An 18870-nucleotide genomic window follows, 5' to 3' on the forward strand; every position below is an offset into this window, starting at 1 on the left:
CCATGCCTTTAGTTTCTATGAAAGAAATGCTAAACAAAGCACTAGAAGGAAAATACGCAGTTGGTCAATTCAACATGAACAACTTAGAGTGGACTCAAGCTATCTTAGCTGCTGCGGAAGAAGAAAAATCTCCTGTAATCCTAGGTGTATCTGAGGGTGCAGCTCGTCATATGACTGGTTTCAAAACAGTTGTAGCCATGGTTAAAGCTTTAATCGAAGAAATGAACATCACTGTTCCTGTAGCGATTCACCTTGACCATGGTTCAAGCTTCGAAAAATGTAAAGAAGCAATCGATGCAGGTTTCACATCTGTAATGATCGACGCTTCTCACCACCCATTCGAAGAAAACGTTGAAACTACTAAACAAGTAGTAGAATACGCACACGCTCGTAACGTATCTGTTGAAGCTGAGCTTGGAACAGTTGGCGGACAAGAAGACGACGTAATCGCTGAAGGCGTAATTTACGCTGACCCAGCAGAGTGTAAGCACCTTGTTGAAGCAACAGGTATCGATTGCCTAGCTCCAGCTTTAGGTTCTGTACACGGTCCTTACAAAGGTGAGCCTAACTTAGGATTCGCTGAAATGGAACAAGTTCGTGACTTCACTGGCGTACCTTTAGTATTACATGGTGGTACTGGTATCCCAACTGCTGATATCGAAAAAGCTATCTCTTTAGGTACTTCAAAAATCAACGTAAACACTGAGAACCAAATCGAGTTTACAAAAGCTGTTCGTGAAGTATTAAACAAAGACCAAGAAGTTTACGATCCTCGTAAATTTATCGGACCTGGCCGCGACGCTATCAAAGCAACTGTTATTGGTAAAATTCGCGAATTCGGTTCTAACGGTAAAGCGTAAGAATAAAATTCCGTTTTGGAAACCGTCTAGTCTTTTAGACGGTTTCCTTTCGTTGTATAATGAAAGCGTGAACAAGTCTAAAGATTTTATCATTTTTGGTTTTTAAATAGAAAATAATGTGCATAGTCCTATTAATAAATGTGATAACGTATCTAAATTGATAAAGTAAATTCGATGAATAGTTGATCTTTATCTATTCGTGCTACAGGAGAAATGAAGATAATGGTTTCCTATTTATTGAGTTTTGGGATGGAAAGAGTAATTGAGATTCTTAAGGGGAGCTTTCTATAAAAAGATAGAAAGTAAATACATTCACAAGAAGGGAGCTCAATATGGAAAAATTGCTAATTGAAGGCGGAAGAGCTTTAAATGGAACAATTCGAGTAAGTGGTGCAAAGAACAGTGCCGTTGCATTAATTCCAGCGACAATTTTAGCAGATACTCCAGTAACTATTGGTGGTGTCCCTAATATTTCGGACGTGAAAATGTTAGGAGACTTACTAGAGGAAATTGGAGGGAAAGTAACTTATGGACAGGAGGAAGAGATGGTAGTCGATCCTTCTAACATGGTTGCAATGCCTTTGCCAAATGGAAAAGTGAAAAAATTGCGCGCTTCTTATTATTTAATGGGTGCAATGCTTGGCCGTTTTAAAAAAGCTGTTATTGGGCTTCCGGGTGGATGTCATTTAGGTCCGAGGCCGATTGATCAGCATATTAAAGGGTTTGAAGCGCTAGGTGCACATGTTACGAATGAACAAGGTGCCATCTATTTAAGAGCAGATGAGCTACGCGGGGCACGTATTTATTTAGATGTTGTTAGTGTAGGAGCTACGATTAATATTATGCTAGCAGCTGTACGAGCGAAAGGTAGAACTGTTATTGAAAATGCAGCGAAAGAGCCTGAGATCATTGATGTAGCTACATTGTTAACAAGCATGGGAGCACGTATTAAAGGTGCTGGTACTGATGTAATCCGAATAGATGGTGTTGACTCTTTACATGGTTGTCACCATACTATCATTCCAGATCGTATTGAAGCTGGTACGTATATGATTCTAGGAGCTGCATCAGGAGGAGAAGTAACGGTTGATAACGTTATTCCTCAGCATTTAGAATCAGTTACTGCAAAGCTAAGAGAAGCTGGTGTTCAAGTTGAAACGAACGATGATCAAATTACGGTGAACGGTAATAGAAAGTTAAAAGTAGTTGATATCAAAACGCTTGTATATCCAGGTTTTCCAACGGATTTACAACAGCCGTTTACGACGCTTTTAACAAAGGCGCACGGGACGGGAGTTGTAACAGATACAATTTACGGTGCCCGTTTCAAACACATTGATGAATTACGTCGTATGAATGCTCAAATTAAAGTAGAGGGTCGTTCGGCAATTGTAACTGGTCCTGTGTTACTGCAAGGTGCAAAAGTGAAGGCGAGTGATTTACGAGCAGGAGCGGCACTTGTTATTGCAGGGTTAATGGCAGATGGAATTACAGAAGTAACAGGACTTGAGCATATTGATCGAGGTTATGAGAATATAGTGGACAAGCTTAAAGGGCTTGGTGCAAACATTTGGCGAGAACAAATGACAAAGCAAGAAATTGAAGAAATGAAGAACGCATAAGTGATACTTCCGCAAGGGGGAAGCGAAGCATCACTACTTGCGGAAGTACACTTTATAGAAAAACACGATTCACAAAATACGGCAGAAATATAAAGGCTTAAAGGAGAGGGATTATCGTGGAAAGAAGTTTATCTATGGAGTTAGTACGTGTAACAGAGGCTGCAGCTTTATCATCAGCGCGTTGGATGGGGCGCGGGAAAAAGGATGAGGCAGACGGTGCAGCAACATCAGCTATGCGTGATGTATTTGATACAATTCCGATGAAAGGTACAGTTGTAATTGGTGAAGGTGAGATGGATGAAGCACCAATGCTATATATCGGAGAGAAATTAGGTACAGGATATGGACCACGTGTAGACGTTGCGGTTGATCCTTTAGAAGGGACAAACATCGTAGCAGCTGGTGGCTGGAATGCTCTTGCTGTCATTGCAATTGCAGACCACGGTAATTTGTTACATGCCCCTGACATGTACATGGATAAAATCGCGGTTGGCCCAGAAGCAGTTGGGGCGGTCGACATTGATGCGCCTATTATTGATAACTTACGTGCAGTTGCGAAAGCGAAAAATAAAGATATTGAAGATGTTGTAGCGACAGTTTTAAATCGTCCACGTCATCAAGAAATTATTGAAGAAATTCGTAAAGCTGGTGCGCGCATTAAATTGATTAATGATGGAGATGTAGCTGGAGCGATTAATACAGCGTTTGATCGTACAGGTGTAGATATTTTATTTGGATCTGGTGGAGCACCTGAAGGTGTATTAGCAGCAGTTGCTTTAAAATGTTTAGGTGGAGAAATTCACGGAAAACTATTGCCACAAAACGAAGCTGAATTAGCACGTTGTAAAAAAATGGGCATAGAAGACATTAATCGTATCCTTCGCATGGAGGACTTAGTAAAAGGTGACGATGCAATCTTTGCAGCAACAGGCGTAACAGATGGAGAACTATTACGTGGTGTTCAATTTAAAGGTAGCGTAGGAACAACGCAATCCCTTGTTATGCGCGCAAAATCAGGCACAGTTCGCTTCGTAGATGGTCGTCATAGCTTAAATAAAAAACCGAACTTGGTTATTAAGTAAAAAGCAGAGGTGGCTTGCTCAGAAGGGGAAGGCATTGGAACTCCTGACGAAGAGGCGTTTTGTGCCTCGCAGGAAGGGGGGAAATGACTGACCCTTCTAGCCACCGGAGCTGGATTTAAGTAAAAAGCGTAAGCAGCTTGTTCAGAATGGGAGGGGGATGGAGCTTCTGACGTAGAGGCGCTTTTTGCCTCGCAGGAAGAAGTGAAGCCACTGACCATTCTAACTGCTGAAGCTAGATTAAATAAAAAGCGTAAGCAGCTCCTTCAGAAAGGTTAAAATGGTCGATCTTTCTAACTATTGGAGCTGGAACTAAATTAAATAAGAAGCGAAGACAAATTTTCTTGTCTTCGCTTCTTGTATTTGTGTTCCAACGTATTGATTAAAACTAGATAAAAGGGTTACAATAGTGAATATTACCCTACTTGAACTTATTGCCTTTCATTATTAATTATTTGCCTTCCGTATTTTTTCCCTTTACCCATGAAAAAAGAGAATAACGTTAAAGTGTGGTGTCTGAATGAATTTGTCAATTGCAGCATTAGAAAACATGAAATTAAAAGAGTTATACGAGCTTGCGAAAGAATTTAAGATTTCGTATTATAGCAAGTTAACGAAAAAAGAGCTGATTTTTTCTATTTTGAAAGCTCGAGCAGAAAAAGAAGGTTTCTTTTTCATGGAAGGCGTATTAGAAATTATTCAATCAGAAGGATTTGGATTCCTACGTCCTATCAACTATTCTCCAAGCTCAGAAGATATTTATATCTCAGCTTCGCAAATTCGTCGTTTCGATTTACGTAATGGAGATAAGGTTTCTGGTAAAGTACGACCTCCGAAAGAAAATGAACGCTATTTTGGGTTATTACAAGTTGAAGCTGTAAACGGAGATGATCCAGATTCAGCAAAAGAGCGTGTGCATTTCCCTGCATTAACACCATTATACCCAGATCGCCAAATGAAATTGGAAACGGAACCGAAAAAGTTACCGACACGCATCATGGATTTAATCGCACCAGTTGGATTTGGACAACGTGGTTTAATTGTTGCGCCTCCAAAGGCTGGTAAAACAAGTCTATTAAAAGAAATCGCGCACAGTGTTACAACAAATCATCCGGAAGCAGAACTAATTGTACTTTTAATTGATGAGCGTCCAGAGGAAGTAACAGACATTGAACGTTCTGTTAAAGGAGATGTTGTAAGTTCTACTTTTGATGAAGTACCAGAAAATCATATTAAAGTAGCTGAGCTTGTGTTAGAACGTGCGATGCGTCTTGTAGAGCACAAGAAAGATGTTATCATTTTAATGGATAGTATTACCCGTTTAGCTCGAGCTTACAACCTCGTTATTCCACCAAGTGGTAGAACATTATCAGGTGGTATCGATCCAGCTGCCTTCCATAGACCGAAGCGTTTCTTTGGAGCTGCACGTAATATTGAAGAAGGCGGTAGCTTAACAATTTTAGCAACAGCCCTTGTTGATACAGGATCACGTATGGACGATGTTATTTACGAGGAATTTAAAGGAACTGGAAATATGGAACTTCACTTAGATCGTTCATTAGCTGAACGTCGTATCTTCCCAGCGATTGATATTCGTCGTTCTGGTACACGTAAAGAAGATCTATTAATTCCAAAAGAACATTTAGACAAGTTATGGGGCATTCGTAAGACAATGCGTGATACACCAGACTTTGTTGAAAGTTTCTTACGTAAGCTTCGTCAAACGAAGACAAATGAAGAGTTTTTACAAAACATTGTTGCAGACTCGAAAAGGTATGTAACAACTAAGTAAAGGGAAAAAATCAAGACTCGCTTATTTTATAGTAAGCGAGTTTTTTATGCTGTTTAGGTGATATTAAAGAGAGAAATAAGTGAAAGAACCTGAGCTAGTCAGAGCTGGATGAGCTCCCTCCAGCGGCTAAAATCTCCGGTCATTTCGCTCTCTCGCATGAAGCAAAAAGCGCTTCAAGATCGAGAGTTCGAAGTGTCCTGGATTCTTAAGTAATATCCAGTTCTGGTGGCTAGCTCTTCGCATCTAAGAACCTTCCGCCCGAAAGGTAAAAAGCACCTTTAGGGCGAAAGAACCTTAGCTGGTCAGAGCTGAGCGAGCCACCGCCACTTTTAAGATAATATCCAGCTCCAGCGGCTAGAATGGTCGGTGGCTTCGCGTCTTCCTACAAGGTAAAAAGCACCTCTACGTCAGAAGCTCCATCCCCCTCCCATTCTGAACGAGCCGCTTCTGCTTTTAAATTGTATCTAGTTCCGACGGCTAGCTCTTCGTGTCTAAGAACCTCCCGCACTAAAGGTAAAAAGCACTTTTTGTGCGAGAGAACCTTAGCCAGTCAGAGCTAAACGAGCCGTCTACACTTTTAATTTCAAAAGACAAAAACAGGTAGTTGCAAAATGAAGTTAGCCTTGTTATAATTTCATCATATGTGTTTCATCAATATAGTTGTGTATGCAGCTGAAGATGAAAAACTCTGTTTCGAAAATGATTCAGGGCGGAAGGAGATGAAAAGAATGAAAGCAGGAATTCACCCAGATTACAAGAAAGTTGTATTCATGGACACAAACACAGGCTTCAAATTCTTAAGCGGATCTACTAAAGGATCTAACGAAACTGTTGAGTGGGAAGATGGTAACACTTATCCATTACTAAAAGTTGAGATCAGTTCTGATTCTCACCCATTCTACACTGGACGTCAGAAGTTTGCTACTGCAGACGGACGCGTTGACCGCTTCAATAAGAAATACGGTCTTAAGTAATAAAAACATAAAACAGGCAAGTGTATGTATTCGCTTGTCTGTTTTTTTTGCGAAAATATTATACCTTTACCCTACTTTTAACTGAAAAGTAGATGAAAGGAGAGCTTCATGTACTTAATAAATCAAAATGGCTGGATTGAAGTGATTTGCGGTAGTATGTTTTCTGGCAAGTCAGAAGAGCTAATCCGCCGTGTGCGCCGTACGCAATTTGCAAAACAACATGCAATTGTATTTAAACCATGTATTGATAATCGATATAGTGAAGAAGATGTTGTATCACATAACGGATTAAAGGTAAAAGCAGTTCCTGTTTCAGCTTCAAAGGATATATTTGAACATATTACAGAAGAGCTGGATGTTATTGCAATCGATGAGGTGCAATTTTTTGATGGGGACATTGTGGAAGTGGTGCAAGTATTGGCAAATCGTGGCTATCGTGTCATTGTAGCTGGTTTAGACCAAGATTTCCGTGGTCTACCATTTGGACAAGTTCCTCAGCTGATGGCGATTGCTGAACATGTGACAAAACTACAAGCAGTATGTTCTGTATGTGGATCTCCAGCAAGTCGTACACAACGATTAATTGATGGAGAACCAGCGGCATTTGATGATCCAATTATTTTAGTTGGAGCTTCAGAATCGTATGAACCACGTTGTCGTCATTGTCATGCAGTACCTGCAAACAAAGATAAGTAAAACTCGCTGCGCAAGGCGGGTTTTTTTCAAAATAGAGAGAATGAGCGGTGTGAGCCGCTTACGCTTTTAAATATATCTAGTTCCGGTGGCTAGCTCTTCGCATCTAAGAACCTTCCGCCCGAAAGGTAAAAAGCGCCTTTAGGTCGAAAGAACCTTAGTTGGTCAGAGCTGAAAGAGCCACCGCCACTTTTAAATATATTATCTAGCTCCAGCGGCTAGAATCGCAGGCCATTTCGCTCTCTCGCTCGAAGCAAAAAGCGCTTCAAGGTCGAGAGCTCCAATGGCCTGCGATTCTGAGCGAGCCGCTTGCGCTTTTAAATATAATTTGCGTTTTTTTGAGTAAGTACCATATACTATTTGTATTAGATACTAGGATGTAGAGGTGAATGATGTGTTAGATCGTTTGCAAGCTGTAGAAAATCGTTATGAGAAGTTAAATGAATTGTTAAGTGATCCAGCGATTATTAGTGATTCAAATAAGCTTCGTGAATATTCAAAGGAACAGTCTGATATACAGGAAACGGTAGAGGTGTATCGTGAGTATAAGGATGTTCGTGAGCAATTAAAAGATGCGAAAGCAATGTTAGAAGATAAGTTAGACGCAGAAATGCGTGAAATGGTAAAAGAAGAAGTTTCTGAGTTAGAATCACAAGATAAAACATTATCAGAGCGTCTGAAAATTTTACTTGTTCCAAAAGACCCTAATGATGATAAGAACGTTATCGTTGAGGTTCGTGGAGCTGCTGGTGGAGACGAGGCAGCTTTATTTGCTGGTGACTTATACCGTATGTATAGCCGTTACGCTGAGGTACAGGGCTGGAAAACGGAGATTATTGAGGCTAGCTATACAGAGTTAGGTGGATATAAAGAGATTATCTTTATGATTAATGGTAAAGGTGCTTTCGCGAAGCTGAAATTCGAGAATGGTGCTCACCGTGTACAACGTGTTCCTGAAACGGAATCTGGTGGACGTATTCATACATCTACAGCAACTGTAGCTGTATTACCAGAGGCAGAAGAAGTAGAAATTGATATTCATGAGAAAGATGTTCGTGTTGATACATTCGCTTCTAGTGGACCTGGTGGACAGAGCGTTAATACAACGATGTCAGCGGTGCGTTTAACGCATTTACCGACTGGTGTAGTTGTATCTTGTCAGGATGAGAAATCACAGATCAAGAATAAAGAAAAAGCGATGAAAGTATTACGCGCACGTGTTTATGATAAGTTTAGACAAGAAGCGCAAGCTGAGTATGATCAAAACCGTAAACAAGCTGTTGGTACGGGAGATCGTTCAGAGCGTATTCGTACGTATAACTTCCCGCAAAACCGTGTTACAGACCATCGAATCGGTTTAACGATTCAAAAGCTAGATCAAATCTTACAAGGTAAGTTAGATGATTTCATCAATGCCTTAGTGATGGAAGATCAGGCTCAAAAGATGGAGGCAGCTGAGTAATGCGTGTCTATGAAGCCCTGAAATGGGCTTCTTCTTTTTTACAGGAAAATGGACGAGATGAAAATGCGGGAGAAATTGTCCTTTGTCATGTATTAAAGGTGAACAGAACAGGATTACTTATGAATATGCGTGAAGAAATAACTGAGGAACAAGAGAAAAGCTTTACGGAGTTTATCCATAAGCATGTAGAAGGTATTCCTATTCAATATATGATTGGTTATGAAATGTTTTATGGACGGTCTTTCTTTGTGAATGAAGAAGTATTAATACCAAGGCCGGAAACAGAAGAGCTTATAGTGGGAGTATTAGAAAGAATCGAGCGCCATTTTGGTGATGAGAAACTACATGTAGCAGATATAGGTACAGGTAGTGGAGCGATTTCTATTACGCTTGCTTTAGAAAATAAAAATCTTCATGTGTATACAGTAGATATTGCACAAGAGTCGATTGAAGTTGCAAAAGAAAATGCAAAAGCTTTAGGTGCAGAAGTAACGTTCTATCACGGTGATTTATTGTCACCATTTCATAAAACGGGTCAAAAGCTAGATGTTGTTGTTTCAAATCCTCCATATATACCGGAAGAGGATTGGCGTGGTCTTTCTCCTGTTGTGAAAGAGCATGAGCCGAAGAGAGCACTTGTTGGTGGTGAAGACGGATTAGATTTCTATCGCCGTTTTATGGAAGAATTGCCGAATGTGTTGCAGAAGAAAGCGATTGTGGCGTTTGAAATTGGAGTAGGACAAGGTGAGGATGTAAAAAGATTGTTACAACAAGCTTTTCCACATGCTCATGTTGAGGTTGTTTTCGATATTAACGGAAAAGATCGTATGGTATTTGCAGAGATGGAGTAAGGTTCACACCTTACTCTATTTTTTTGTGGAAAAATTCATATAGATTTTGAATTTAATAGTTTAGAAAGATGAAAGTCTGTCCACACTGTTTGTAGAAGGGACGGTGGAGGAAATGAAAAAACAAGTTATTGCTTATCTTCTTATACTATTAATTGGTGCACAGTTACTTGTGCAGTTTGGATATATGAAAGCTGATGCGAAAGGGCCTTCAGTTATTCCGAAAGAGGCCGTTCGATTACGAATTTTAGCAAATAGTGATTCAGATAAAGACCAGGCATTAAAGCGTAAAGTGCGTGATGAAGTAAAAGCACAAATTGATGGATGGGTAGCGGATTTAACTTCATTTGAAGAGGCGCGCAAAGTAATTCAAAGTCATATTCCAGAAATCGAGAAAACGGTGGAAAATACGTTAAAAAGAGAAGGAAGTAAAGAATCATTTCAAGTGAAATTTAGTAAGAATGTAAAGTTTCCTACAAAGGTATATGGGAATTTTATTTATCCGGCAGGGGAATATGAAGCAGTCTTAATTACAATTGGGGAAGGTGAAGGGGCAAACTGGTGGTGTGTATTATTTCCACCGATGTGTTTCTTAGATTTTTCAAGTGGTACAGCTGTAAGGAAAGAAGAACATGTTGTGAAGGCTGAATCTCCTGAAGAGGAGCAAGTAAAACAAATAGATAATGAAGAAGTAGTAAATGTAGAAGAGAAAAAAGAGGATGAGGTAAAAGAAACGAAAGTTGTAAAGCGGGAAGTAGTAAAAAAAGTAACATCTTCTGAAAAGAAAGTAGTAAAAAATGAAACAAAAGTCGAAGAGCAGCCTGTAAGTAAAGAAGAAACAAAAAATGTGGAAAAAGTGGAGAAACCTGTGGAGAAAAAACAAGAAAAGCAAAATGAGTATGTAAAAGTAGAAGAGGAAGAAGAAAAGCCAGAAGTTAAATTGTTTATTGTAGAAGCTTTTACAGCTTTATTCTCTAAATAGTACTATTAATAAATCCCTCCTCATATATAAAAATGAGGAGGGATTTATTATGAAGAAAGTGTATTTTGCTACGAAAGCAGATGTGGAAAGATTACATTCTTTTTTCGGACAAGCTAATAAAAAAGATGATAAAATAAATGAGTTGTACGCACAATTTATGATTTTGGAAGAGGCGGAAGAAATACGAGCTGTAATTGGTTATGAACAAAGTGGGGAAGATGTACTTATTCGTTCTTGTTTATTCACACCTCATGTGGATAAACAGACTTTCTTATATTTTTTTGAAATGTTTTTGCAGTATATGAAAGAAAAAAGTGTTCAACAATTGTACTTACTAACAAATCATCCACAATCTGTACCGATCTTTCAGTTCTTTGACTTTTTTACTATAGAAAAGGATGAGGTTCCAGAGGGAATTCAACAGCTAGAACATTTTTGTAAAAATATAAAAGAGCAGAATGCAATAATACTAAATTGTCAGCTATTCACAAAGTTATCCACGGATTAATTAGGTTTATCCACATTTTGTGGATAAACCTTGTTTGTCTTTTGGATAAATCTCATAGTAAACTAAAAATAGACAAGTATTTAAGGCTAGAAAAGGACGTGGAAAAAAATGCATACAAATATGTGGGTTGTGGATAATGTTGTGGAAAGAAAAAAATATTATCCACAGTTACAAGAAGCAGCAAAATTATTAAGAGAAAATGAGGCGGTTGCTTTCCCTACGGAAACAGTATATGGGTTAGGGGCAAACGCGATGGATGATGAAGCAATCGCGAAAATTTTCGAAGCGAAAGGAAGACCGAGTGATAATCCACTCATTGTCCACATAGGTACAAAATCTCAGTTAGATGGGATTGTGAAAGAAATTCCACCAGTTGCAGAGAAGTTAATGGCGCATTTTTGGCCAGGACCATTAACAATTATTTTGCCGAGAAAAGAAGGAATTTCAGAGAAGGTGACGGCAGGACTTAATACGGTTGGAGTAAGAATGCCTGATCATCCAATTGCACTTGCTCTTATTGAAGAGGCGAATGTACCTGTTGCGGCACCAAGTGCGAATCGTTCAGGGCGTCCAAGTCCAACATTAGCTTCTCACGTATATGAAGATTTGAATGGGAAGATTGCAGGTATTGTTGATGGTGGTGCAACTGGAGTAGGCGTTGAATCAACTGTAATTGATTGTACAAGCACGGTTCCAACAATATTACGTCCAGGTGGGATTACGAAAGAACAATTAGAAGCGGTGATAGGTACTGTTTCTTTAGATCCAGCTTTAAAGGATGAGAAGGAAAAACCGAAATCGCCTGGAATGAAATACACACATTATGCGCCGAAAGCACCACTTAGTATTGTCGAGGGCTCACGTGAGTTTATTCAGCATCTTGTGGATGAGAAAAAGAAAGAAGGATTTAAAGTAGGCGTATTAACGACAGAAGAGTATCAGTACGTATATAGTGCAGATGTTATATTATCTTGTGGTGTTAGAAGTGACTTAGCTAGCGTTGCGACTAAATTATATGATGTACTTAGAACATTTGATGCAAGTGAAGTGGATGTTATTTTTAGTGAGTCATTCCCTAATGAAGGAATAGGGAATGCAATTATGAATCGTTTAACGAAAGCGGCAGGACATCATATTATTATTGAATGATAAGGTAAGATTAGCAAACAGAATATTTCTCCTTGGATAAGCATATTGTGAAGTAGCACGTCCAAGGAGGGGCATGAATGACGTTTGAACAGCTAATACCTTTAATAATTATGGCATTCGCCTTAGGGATGGATGCGTTCTCGGTGAGTCTTGGTATGGGGATGATGCCCCTAAAGTTAAGACAAATCCTGTATATTGGTATGACGATAGGGATATTTCATATTATTATGCCGTTTATAGGAATGGTACTAGGTCGTTTTTTATCAGAGAAATATGGAGATATCGCACATTTTGCGGGTGCTATTTTATTAATCGGACTAGGGTTTTATATCGTATATTCGACCATTTTACAAAATGAAGAGACTAGAACTGCCCCTATTGGAATTGGTTTATTCGTATTTGCATTTGGCGTCAGTATAGATAGTTTCTCAGTAGGGCTTAGTCTTGGTATTTATGGGGCACAGACAATTATTACGATTTTACTTTTTGGATTTGTTAGCATGTTATTAGCGTGGATTGGTTTATTAATTGGGAGACATGCGAAAGATATGCTCGGTACATACGGTGAGATAGTAGGTGGTATCATTTTGGTTGGGTTTGGATTATATATCCTTTTTCCTATATAATTTTATGTAGGAGGGAATTATGAACAAGCTATTGGAATGGTATGTTGAATTTTTAACCTTCTTTCCTCGATGGCTAAGAAGACTTATAATTTGGGGTATTATTTTGCAAATTTCGATGTTAGGTTGGATTAAGTTAATTCGTGAATGGTGAGATAGTTCCTTTCTGTGAATATTTTGTTTGTACTATATTTATTACGCTAAAAATTACAGATATAGAAAGGATGAGATGAATGACGAGATTGAAGCAAGTTTTTGGTATTATTATTAGTTTTTTTGTTTTTTGGTTTAGTATGCTCGGTGTACAAATGTTTGCTGAGTTTTTAGATATTGAGTCATTGAAATTTGTTGCGGGAAAGACTGAGGCGGCGCGTGCCTTTTACTCTCCGTACCCGTTTTTAATTGTTTTTCTTATTACATTGCTTTCCCTATACTTCTTCGTAATTAAGCTAGGGAAGCCGAAAAAAGAGAAAATGCCTACTTTAGAGGGAAAGAAGGAAGAATTACAATGATAAAATCTCCTGCTAAAAAGCAGGGGATTTTATATTTGAGTGATGGGAGGAATCTAGCTGCCTCCGCTTTTAGATATTATCCAGCTTCAGCGGCTAGAATGGTCGGTGGCTTCGCGTCTTCCTGCGAGGTAAAAAGCACCTCTACGTCAGAAGCTCCATCCCCCTCCCATTCTGAGCGAGCCGCTTCCGCTTTTAGATATTATCCAGTTCCAGTGGCCAGCTCTTCGCATCTAAGAACCTCCCGCACGAAAGGTAAAAAGCACCTTTTGTGCGAGAGAACCTTAGCTGGTCAGAGCTAAACGGGCCACTTCCACTTTTAAACTGGCCTAACTAATTCAAATTGTTCTCCTAATTTTGCATAGTTGTGTCCTGCTAGGCGGCTTATTGGTTTGAGTCCTTCGGCGTGAATGCGCCCTTTTTCATATAGATGTTCGGCAACGTGGAAACGAACGACGCGTCCAATTAGTAGATCACAAGCTGGTGAGTCTTCCGTTCCGCCAAGTGGAATTGCACGTTCTAATACGCATTCCATTCGAATATTTGCTTCTTTTACACCTGGAACAGAGATGACTTCACTTTCGATTGGTGTTAGTTTTGCTAGTTCAATTTCACTTTCATTTGGCGGGAGGTTAGCTGCTGTTTCGTTAATTGCTGCTACATATGATTCGTCAGAAATATGTACGACAAATTCTCCTTTTTCAATTGCGTTTCGGGAAGTGTCCTTTCTTTCTCCTGCTTTTCGTTGTACAGATACTGAGATAAGTGGTGGATTAGCAGCGACAATATTGAAATAACTATATGGTGCTCCGTTTAGTACACCTTCTTTTGTTACAGAAGTAACGAATGCGACAGGACGAGGGATGATACTTCCGGTAAGTAATTTGTAATTATCTTTTTCAGTTTGTTCATTTGGATTAATGGATAACATGCTTGTAATCCCCTTTCTAAATATGAATACTTATTGTTTGTTTACAAGATAACGATGAGAAAATCCTGCTGGAAATAATATTTTGTTTCATAAAAAGAACTTACTTCAATTGTAATGAAGTAAGTTCTTTTTCAAGAATCTCAAATTTGAGATAAAAATTAAAGTAAAACGTATGCGCCAGGTCCGATTAAAGCTACACCAACAGCGACAGCGATTAACATTAAGTTATATTCATATCCGTTTTGTGTTACCCAGTAACCATTTTTTCCGTGAACAGTGAAGATAGCCATTAACATTGTTCCAACGATAAATAATGAACCAACTACAATGAAAATACCTGATGCGAATAAGAAACCACCTAGTAATTCAGTTGCGCCAGCCATAAATGCCATAAATACACCAGGACGTAAACCGATTGACTCCATCCAGCCACCTGTTCCTTTTAAACCGTAACCGCCGAACCAACCAAATAATTTTTGAGCGCCATGACCCATGAATGTAATTCCTATAATAAGACGAATAATAAGTAGACCGAAATCCATCATTTTAAAAACCTCCTAAAAGTTATTAACTTACCTTACGTAAGTAATAATAAAATAGTTACTTACTATAGTCAAGTGGATTTTGAAAAAAGTTTGAATTAAATTTTACAAATTAACAACAAAAAATAAAATGTAGTAAAGACCTCTAGACAAGTTGGGCAAAAAAAGAGAAAATATAAATAGAAGTTAACTTCTAATTGTTATTCAGACAATCAGAATTGACTGGAATTTTGTGAAGCGCTACAATAAGAGTCTATTAGTAATGACATAATTTATTTCGAAAGCGTTTTTACAGTATAATATTCGAAGTATGAAGTCTTACATGTATCCCGAGTTTTACTAGGGATTGCCCTATAAACTTTTAGGTAAATTATAAGGAGGACTATCCTATGTTTAAAAAATTATTCGGTCTTGGTTCAAAAACAAATGAAGAAACAATCGTAGCTCCATTAACTGGAGCAGTGAAAAATATTGAAGAAGTACCAGATCCAGTATTTGCTGGTCGTATGATGGGTGACGGTGTTGCAATTGATCCTACTGAAGGTGTAGTTGTATCTCCAGTTGATGGTGAAATCGTACAATTATTCCACACAAAACATGCTATCGGAATTAAAGCGAAAAACGGTACAGAAATTTTAATCCACGTTGGATTAGAAACTGTAAAAATGGAAGGTGAAGGTTTCGAAGCTCACGTTTCTGAAGGCCAAGCTGTAAAAGCTGGAGATAAATTAATCTCATTCGACTTAGAATTAATCCGTGAAAAAGCGAAAAGCACAATTACTCCAATTGTTATTACAAACACAGATGCAGCTGAGTCTATTAAGACAACTGTAGGCGTAGCAGCTACAAAAGGTTCAACAGAAGTAATGAAAGTTACAATGAAATAATTGCAATATAAGAGGAATCCGTTTCGTATGAAATGGATTCCTTATTTTTGTTGCGTGTTCAGTATGTATGTTAAAATACTCTAGGCACTTGGAAATAGGGTTTCACATATATGTGGATAAGGCGCATTTTTCTTAGAAAAAATATAAGAGAAATGCGCCTTTTGTATATTCACATTTCTTTTGTTCTATTCTAATGTAAGTTATGATGAATGATAAGAAATTGAATATAGGGGTGGGTTTGAATGAAACGAGTGTTATTTGTTTGTACTGGCAATACATGTCGTAGTCCAATGGCTGAGGCGTTGCTTCGTCATCACGGAGGAGATAAGTTTGAAGTGCAATCTGCTGGTGTTTTCGCCTATCCTGGGAGCGATGCATCGGTACATGCGAAGGAAGCTTTAGCTGAAAAAGGAATTTCAATTGATCATGCGGCGCAGCAAGTAAATGAAACTTTGCTTGATTGGGCTGATATTGTCGTAACGATGACAGAAAACCATAAGCAAATTGTACTTGGGCATTATCCGAGCGTTGAAAAGAAATTAAATACGTTATATGGATTAACTGAAGGTATAGGCAAGGACATTTCAGATCCATTTGGAGGCTCGCTTTCTATTTATAAAGAAACGTTAGATGAGATGGAAAAACTTGTACAAACTTTACTGAAAAAACATTCAGTAGGTTGATGTTTCGTGTATAATACGATATTGGAGATCACTTCTTCCTATATGAGGTAGCGAGTGTGAAATGAAGATAATTGATTGAAACTTTGGAGGGGTAAAAATGAAAGTAGTAATAGCATCTGATCACGGCGGTATGAATATCCGCAAAGAACTTGTAAGTTTATTAGAAGAGTTAAATATTGAATATATTGATTTAGGTTGTGAATGTGAAGCTGGTTCTGTTGATTACCCTGACTTTGCGTTTCCAGCAGCTGAAATGGTAGCGAATGGTGAAGTAGATCGTGGTATTTTAGTTTGTGGGACAGGCATTGGTATGTCAATCGCAGCAAACAAAGTAAATGGTATCCGTTGTGCGTTAGTTCATGATACTTTCAGCGCGAAAGCGACGAGAGAGCATAATGACACTAACATGCTAGCAATGGGCGAGCGTGTAATTGGTGCTGGTCTAGCGCGTGATATCGCGAAAATCTGGTTAACAACTGATTATGAAGGTGGTCGTCACGAAAACCGCGTAGGAAAAATTAAAACATACGAAACAAAGTAATAGATTCTAACTATCAGTAGTGTGAAATATAATTTGGTGAACCAACCTGTGAAAGGAAGAGGCGTAATGACAGAAATCGTAAAGGTAAGAGAACAGCTACAAATGTCGCTTTCTGATTTCCAAGAACAAGCTTCATTACAAAGCGGTCAAGTTTTTGTAGTGGGTTGTAGCACGAGCGAAGTGCTAGGCGAAAGAATTGGAACATCAGGAACGATGGAAGTAGCAGAGGCGATTTTCTCTGAGTTAAAACAATTTCAAGAGCAAACAGGTATTGAATTAGCGTTTCAATGTTGTGAGCATTTAAACCGTGCTTTAGTAGTTGAGAGAGAAGTAGCGATAAAATATCAATTTGAAATTGTAACAGTTACGCCTGTTAGATCAGCAGGTGGTGCATTGGGGACATATGCGTATCACAATTTGAAAGATCCGGTAGTAGTTGAGTTTATTAAAGCTGATGCAGGAATGGATATTGGTGATACATTTATCGGTATGCATTTAAAGCATGTAGCTGTTCCGGTTCGTACAAGTGTGAAGGAAATTGGAAGTGCGCATGTAACGATGGCCAAAACACGTGGAAAACTAATTGGTGGAGCACGTGCTGTCTATGCGGCAGTGGAAGAGACTACCACTTGCCGTTAAATATGAGAAATTAGAAAGTCATATAGTACCTGTTTATCATAAGGTAAAAGGTATGTTGTCTGACTTTATAATAGAAGAAAGAAAAGACCGATTTTCGGTCTTTTTTTTCTTTTATGATATAGAAAGTCATGTTAGAATGTAGTTGAAAACATGAAGGTTCGAAAGAATTACAACCTGAATTTTCGTTTTTTCTGAATAAATAAGAAAAAACTGTTGGGAATCGATGTAATTCGTTCAGAAAAGGGGGATTTTGGTGGATCATTTAAAACGTCAAGATGAAAAGGTATTTGCTGCAATTGAGGCAGAACTAGGAAGACAGCGTTCAAAGATTGAGTTAATTGCTTCGGAAAACTTCGTAAGTGAAGCAGTAATGGAGGCACAAGGTTCTGTTTTAACGAATAAGTATGCTGAAGGATATCCTGGAAAACGTTACTATGGTGGCTGTGAACACGTAGACGTAGTAGAAGATATCGCACGTGATCGCGTGAAAGAAATTTTCGGCGCAGAGCACGTAAATGTTCAACCACACTCTGGTGCACAAGCGAACATGGCAGTATACTTCACGATTTTAGAGCAAGGCGATACAGTACTTGGTATGAACTTATCTCATGGTGGTCACTTAACACACGGAAGCCCTGTTAACTTCAGTGGAGTACAATATAATTTCGTAGAATATGGCGTGGATGCTGACTCTCACCGTATTAATTACGATGATGTATTAGCAAAAGCGAAAGAACATAAACCAAAATTAATCGTTGCAGGTGCAAGTGCATACCCTCGTGTTATCGATTTCAAGCGATTCCGTGAGATTGCAGATGAAGTGGGCGCTTATTTAATGGTTGATATGGCACATATCGCAGGTTTAGTAGCTGCTGGTTTACATCCAAATCCAGTACCACATGCACATTTCGTTACAACGACAACACATAAAACGTTACGTGGTCCGCGTGGTGGTATGATTTTATGTGAAGAGCAATTTGCAAAACAAATTGATAAATCAATCTTCCCTGGTATTCAAGGTGGTCCACTTATGCACGTAATCGCTGCAAAAGCTGTTGCATTTGGTGAAGCACTTCAAGATGATTTCAAAACATATGCACAAAATATCATTAACAATGCGAACCGCTTAGCTGAAGGTCTTCAAAAAGAAGGACTTACACTTGTTTCTGGCGGAACAGACAATCACTTAATCTTGATTGATGTTCGTAACTTAGAAATCACAGGTAAAGTAGCAGAGCACGTATTAGATGAAGTTGGTATTACAGTGAACAAAAATACAATTCCATTTGAAACAGCAAGCCCATTTGTAACAAGTGGTGTACGTATCGGTACAGCAGCTGTAACATCTCGTGGTTTCGGTTTAGAAGAAATGGATGAAATTGCGTCACTTATTGCTTATACATTAAAAAATCATGAAAATGAAGCTGCTTTAGAAGAAGTACGTAAGCGTGTAGAAGCGTTAACTAGCAAATTCCCAATGTATCCAAATCTATAATAGATTGAAGAAGACTGCCGAGACTTAATTGTTTTGGCGGTCTTTTTTTTG

General features: G+C 38.6%; 21 protein-coding genes. 19 read left to right on the plus strand and 2 right to left on the minus strand.

Annotated features, from left to right (window positions below; all coding sequences use genetic code 11):
* Nucleotides 1–2 precede the first annotated feature (2 nt).
* The 14 genes from MR112_RS09990 (at nucleotide 3) to MR112_RS10050 (ending at nucleotide 13104) form a co-directional block, all read left to right on the plus strand.
* A complete protein-coding gene (locus tag MR112_RS09990) occupies nucleotides 3–860 on the plus strand; it encodes a class II fructose-bisphosphate aldolase (RefSeq protein ID WP_001131855.1) in 858 nt (285 codons plus the stop codon).
* A gap of 332 nt (nucleotides 861–1192) precedes the next feature.
* Nucleotides 1193–2482: a UDP-N-acetylglucosamine 1-carboxyvinyltransferase gene (murA, locus tag MR112_RS09995; protein WP_000413254.1), complete on the plus strand. Its 1290-nt coding sequence runs from the start codon at nucleotides 1193–1195 to the stop codon at nucleotides 2480–2482.
* A gap of 116 nt (nucleotides 2483–2598) precedes the next feature.
* Nucleotides 2599–3564: a class II fructose-bisphosphatase gene (gene glpX / locus MR112_RS10000; protein WP_000442340.1), complete on the plus strand. Its 966-nt coding sequence runs from the start codon at nucleotides 2599–2601 to the stop codon at nucleotides 3562–3564.
* A 517-nt stretch (nucleotides 3565–4081) separates the two neighbouring features.
* A complete protein-coding gene (rho, locus tag MR112_RS10005) occupies nucleotides 4082–5353 on the plus strand; it encodes a transcription termination factor Rho (protein ID WP_001053903.1) in 1272 nt (423 codons plus the stop codon).
* A gap of 728 nt (nucleotides 5354–6081) precedes the next feature.
* Nucleotides 6082–6327, plus strand: coding sequence for a type B 50S ribosomal protein L31 (locus MR112_RS10010; RefSeq protein ID WP_000643433.1), 246 nt, complete (start codon nucleotides 6082–6084; stop codon nucleotides 6325–6327).
* A gap of 108 nt (nucleotides 6328–6435) precedes the next feature.
* The gene (locus tag MR112_RS10015; RefSeq protein WP_000280859.1) at nucleotides 6436–7023 is read left to right on the plus strand and encodes a thymidine kinase; all 588 of its coding nucleotides are present in this window, start codon (nucleotides 6436–6438) and stop codon (nucleotides 7021–7023) included.
* Nucleotides 7024–7414: 391 nt separating this feature from the next.
* Complete coding sequence (gene prfA, locus MR112_RS10020) at nucleotides 7415–8482, plus strand: peptide chain release factor 1 (RefSeq protein ID WP_000887064.1); 1068 nt, start codon at nucleotides 7415–7417, stop codon at nucleotides 8480–8482.
* Nucleotides 8482–9333 carry a peptide chain release factor N(5)-glutamine methyltransferase gene (gene prmC / locus MR112_RS10025; RefSeq protein ID WP_001267065.1) on the plus strand — a complete coding sequence of 284 codons (852 nt, stop codon included), beginning with the start codon at nucleotides 8482–8484 and terminating at the stop codon, nucleotides 9331–9333. The genes prfA and prmC overlap by 1 nt, the downstream gene beginning before the upstream one ends.
* Before the next feature lie 112 nt (nucleotides 9334–9445).
* The gene (gene spoIIR / locus MR112_RS10030) at nucleotides 9446–10312 is read left to right on the plus strand and encodes a stage II sporulation protein R (RefSeq protein ID WP_242244918.1); all 867 of its coding nucleotides are present in this window, start codon (nucleotides 9446–9448) and stop codon (nucleotides 10310–10312) included.
* Nucleotides 10313–10361: 49 nt separating this feature from the next.
* On the plus strand, nucleotides 10362–10820 hold the full coding sequence (locus MR112_RS10035; RefSeq protein WP_000758437.1) for a GNAT family N-acetyltransferase: 459 nt from the start codon (nucleotides 10362–10364) through the stop codon (nucleotides 10818–10820).
* Nucleotides 10821–10928: 108 nt separating this feature from the next.
* Complete coding sequence (locus MR112_RS10040) at nucleotides 10929–11969, plus strand: L-threonylcarbamoyladenylate synthase (protein ID WP_000557354.1); 1041 nt, start codon at nucleotides 10929–10931, stop codon at nucleotides 11967–11969.
* A 77-nt stretch (nucleotides 11970–12046) separates the two neighbouring features.
* Nucleotides 12047–12595 (plus strand): manganese efflux pump MntP, encoded by a 549-nt coding sequence (locus MR112_RS10045; protein ID WP_059304270.1) that lies wholly within the window; start codon nucleotides 12047–12049, stop codon nucleotides 12593–12595.
* 19 nt (nucleotides 12596–12614) lie between these two features.
* Nucleotides 12615–12746, plus strand: a complete 132-nt coding sequence (locus MR112_RS28770) for a hypothetical protein (protein WP_255772611.1) — start codon at nucleotides 12615–12617, stop codon at nucleotides 12744–12746.
* A 79-nt stretch (nucleotides 12747–12825) separates the two neighbouring features.
* On the plus strand, nucleotides 12826–13104 hold the full coding sequence (locus tag MR112_RS10050; protein ID WP_242244919.1) for a DUF3935 domain-containing protein: 279 nt from the start codon (nucleotides 12826–12828) through the stop codon (nucleotides 13102–13104).
* 316 nt (nucleotides 13105–13420) lie between these two features.
* Here MR112_RS10050 and MR112_RS10055 read toward each other — a convergent pair whose 3' ends face one another.
* Together MR112_RS10055 and MR112_RS10060 are read right to left on the minus strand one after the other, a co-directional pair.
* Nucleotides 13421–14032: a flavin reductase family protein gene (locus MR112_RS10055; protein WP_000949055.1), complete on the minus strand. Its 612-nt coding sequence runs from the start codon at nucleotides 14030–14032 to the stop codon at nucleotides 13421–13423.
* 158 nt (nucleotides 14033–14190) lie between these two features.
* The gene (locus tag MR112_RS10060) at nucleotides 14191–14577 is read right to left on the minus strand and encodes a DoxX family protein (protein ID WP_000968616.1); all 387 of its coding nucleotides are present in this window, start codon (nucleotides 14575–14577) and stop codon (nucleotides 14191–14193) included.
* Between the two features lie 386 nt (nucleotides 14578–14963).
* On the opposite strand from MR112_RS10060, the gene MR112_RS10065 reads away from it, so the two are divergent.
* From MR112_RS10065 to glyA, 5 genes are all read left to right on the plus strand, one after another.
* The gene (locus tag MR112_RS10065; RefSeq protein WP_000473665.1) at nucleotides 14964–15461 is read left to right on the plus strand and encodes a PTS sugar transporter subunit IIA; all 498 of its coding nucleotides are present in this window, start codon (nucleotides 14964–14966) and stop codon (nucleotides 15459–15461) included.
* A gap of 242 nt (nucleotides 15462–15703) precedes the next feature.
* On the plus strand, nucleotides 15704–16144 hold the full coding sequence (locus tag MR112_RS10070; protein WP_000832373.1) for a low molecular weight protein arginine phosphatase: 441 nt from the start codon (nucleotides 15704–15706) through the stop codon (nucleotides 16142–16144).
* Nucleotides 16145–16241: 97 nt separating this feature from the next.
* Nucleotides 16242–16685, plus strand: coding sequence for a ribose 5-phosphate isomerase B (gene rpiB, locus MR112_RS10075; RefSeq protein WP_000869542.1), 444 nt, complete (start codon nucleotides 16242–16244; stop codon nucleotides 16683–16685).
* Nucleotides 16686–16751: 66 nt separating this feature from the next.
* Complete coding sequence (locus MR112_RS10080) at nucleotides 16752–17324, plus strand: TIGR01440 family protein (protein ID WP_000136386.1); 573 nt, start codon at nucleotides 16752–16754, stop codon at nucleotides 17322–17324.
* A 253-nt stretch (nucleotides 17325–17577) separates the two neighbouring features.
* The gene (gene glyA, locus MR112_RS10085) at nucleotides 17578–18819 is read left to right on the plus strand and encodes a serine hydroxymethyltransferase (RefSeq protein WP_000349806.1); all 1242 of its coding nucleotides are present in this window, start codon (nucleotides 17578–17580) and stop codon (nucleotides 18817–18819) included.
* Nucleotides 18820–18870 lie beyond the last annotated feature (51 nt).

Source organism: Bacillus cereus group sp. BfR-BA-01330 (assembly GCF_022663885.1).
In the GTDB taxonomy this organism is placed as follows: domain Bacteria; phylum Bacillota; class Bacilli; order Bacillales; family Bacillaceae_G; genus Bacillus_A; species Bacillus_A cereus.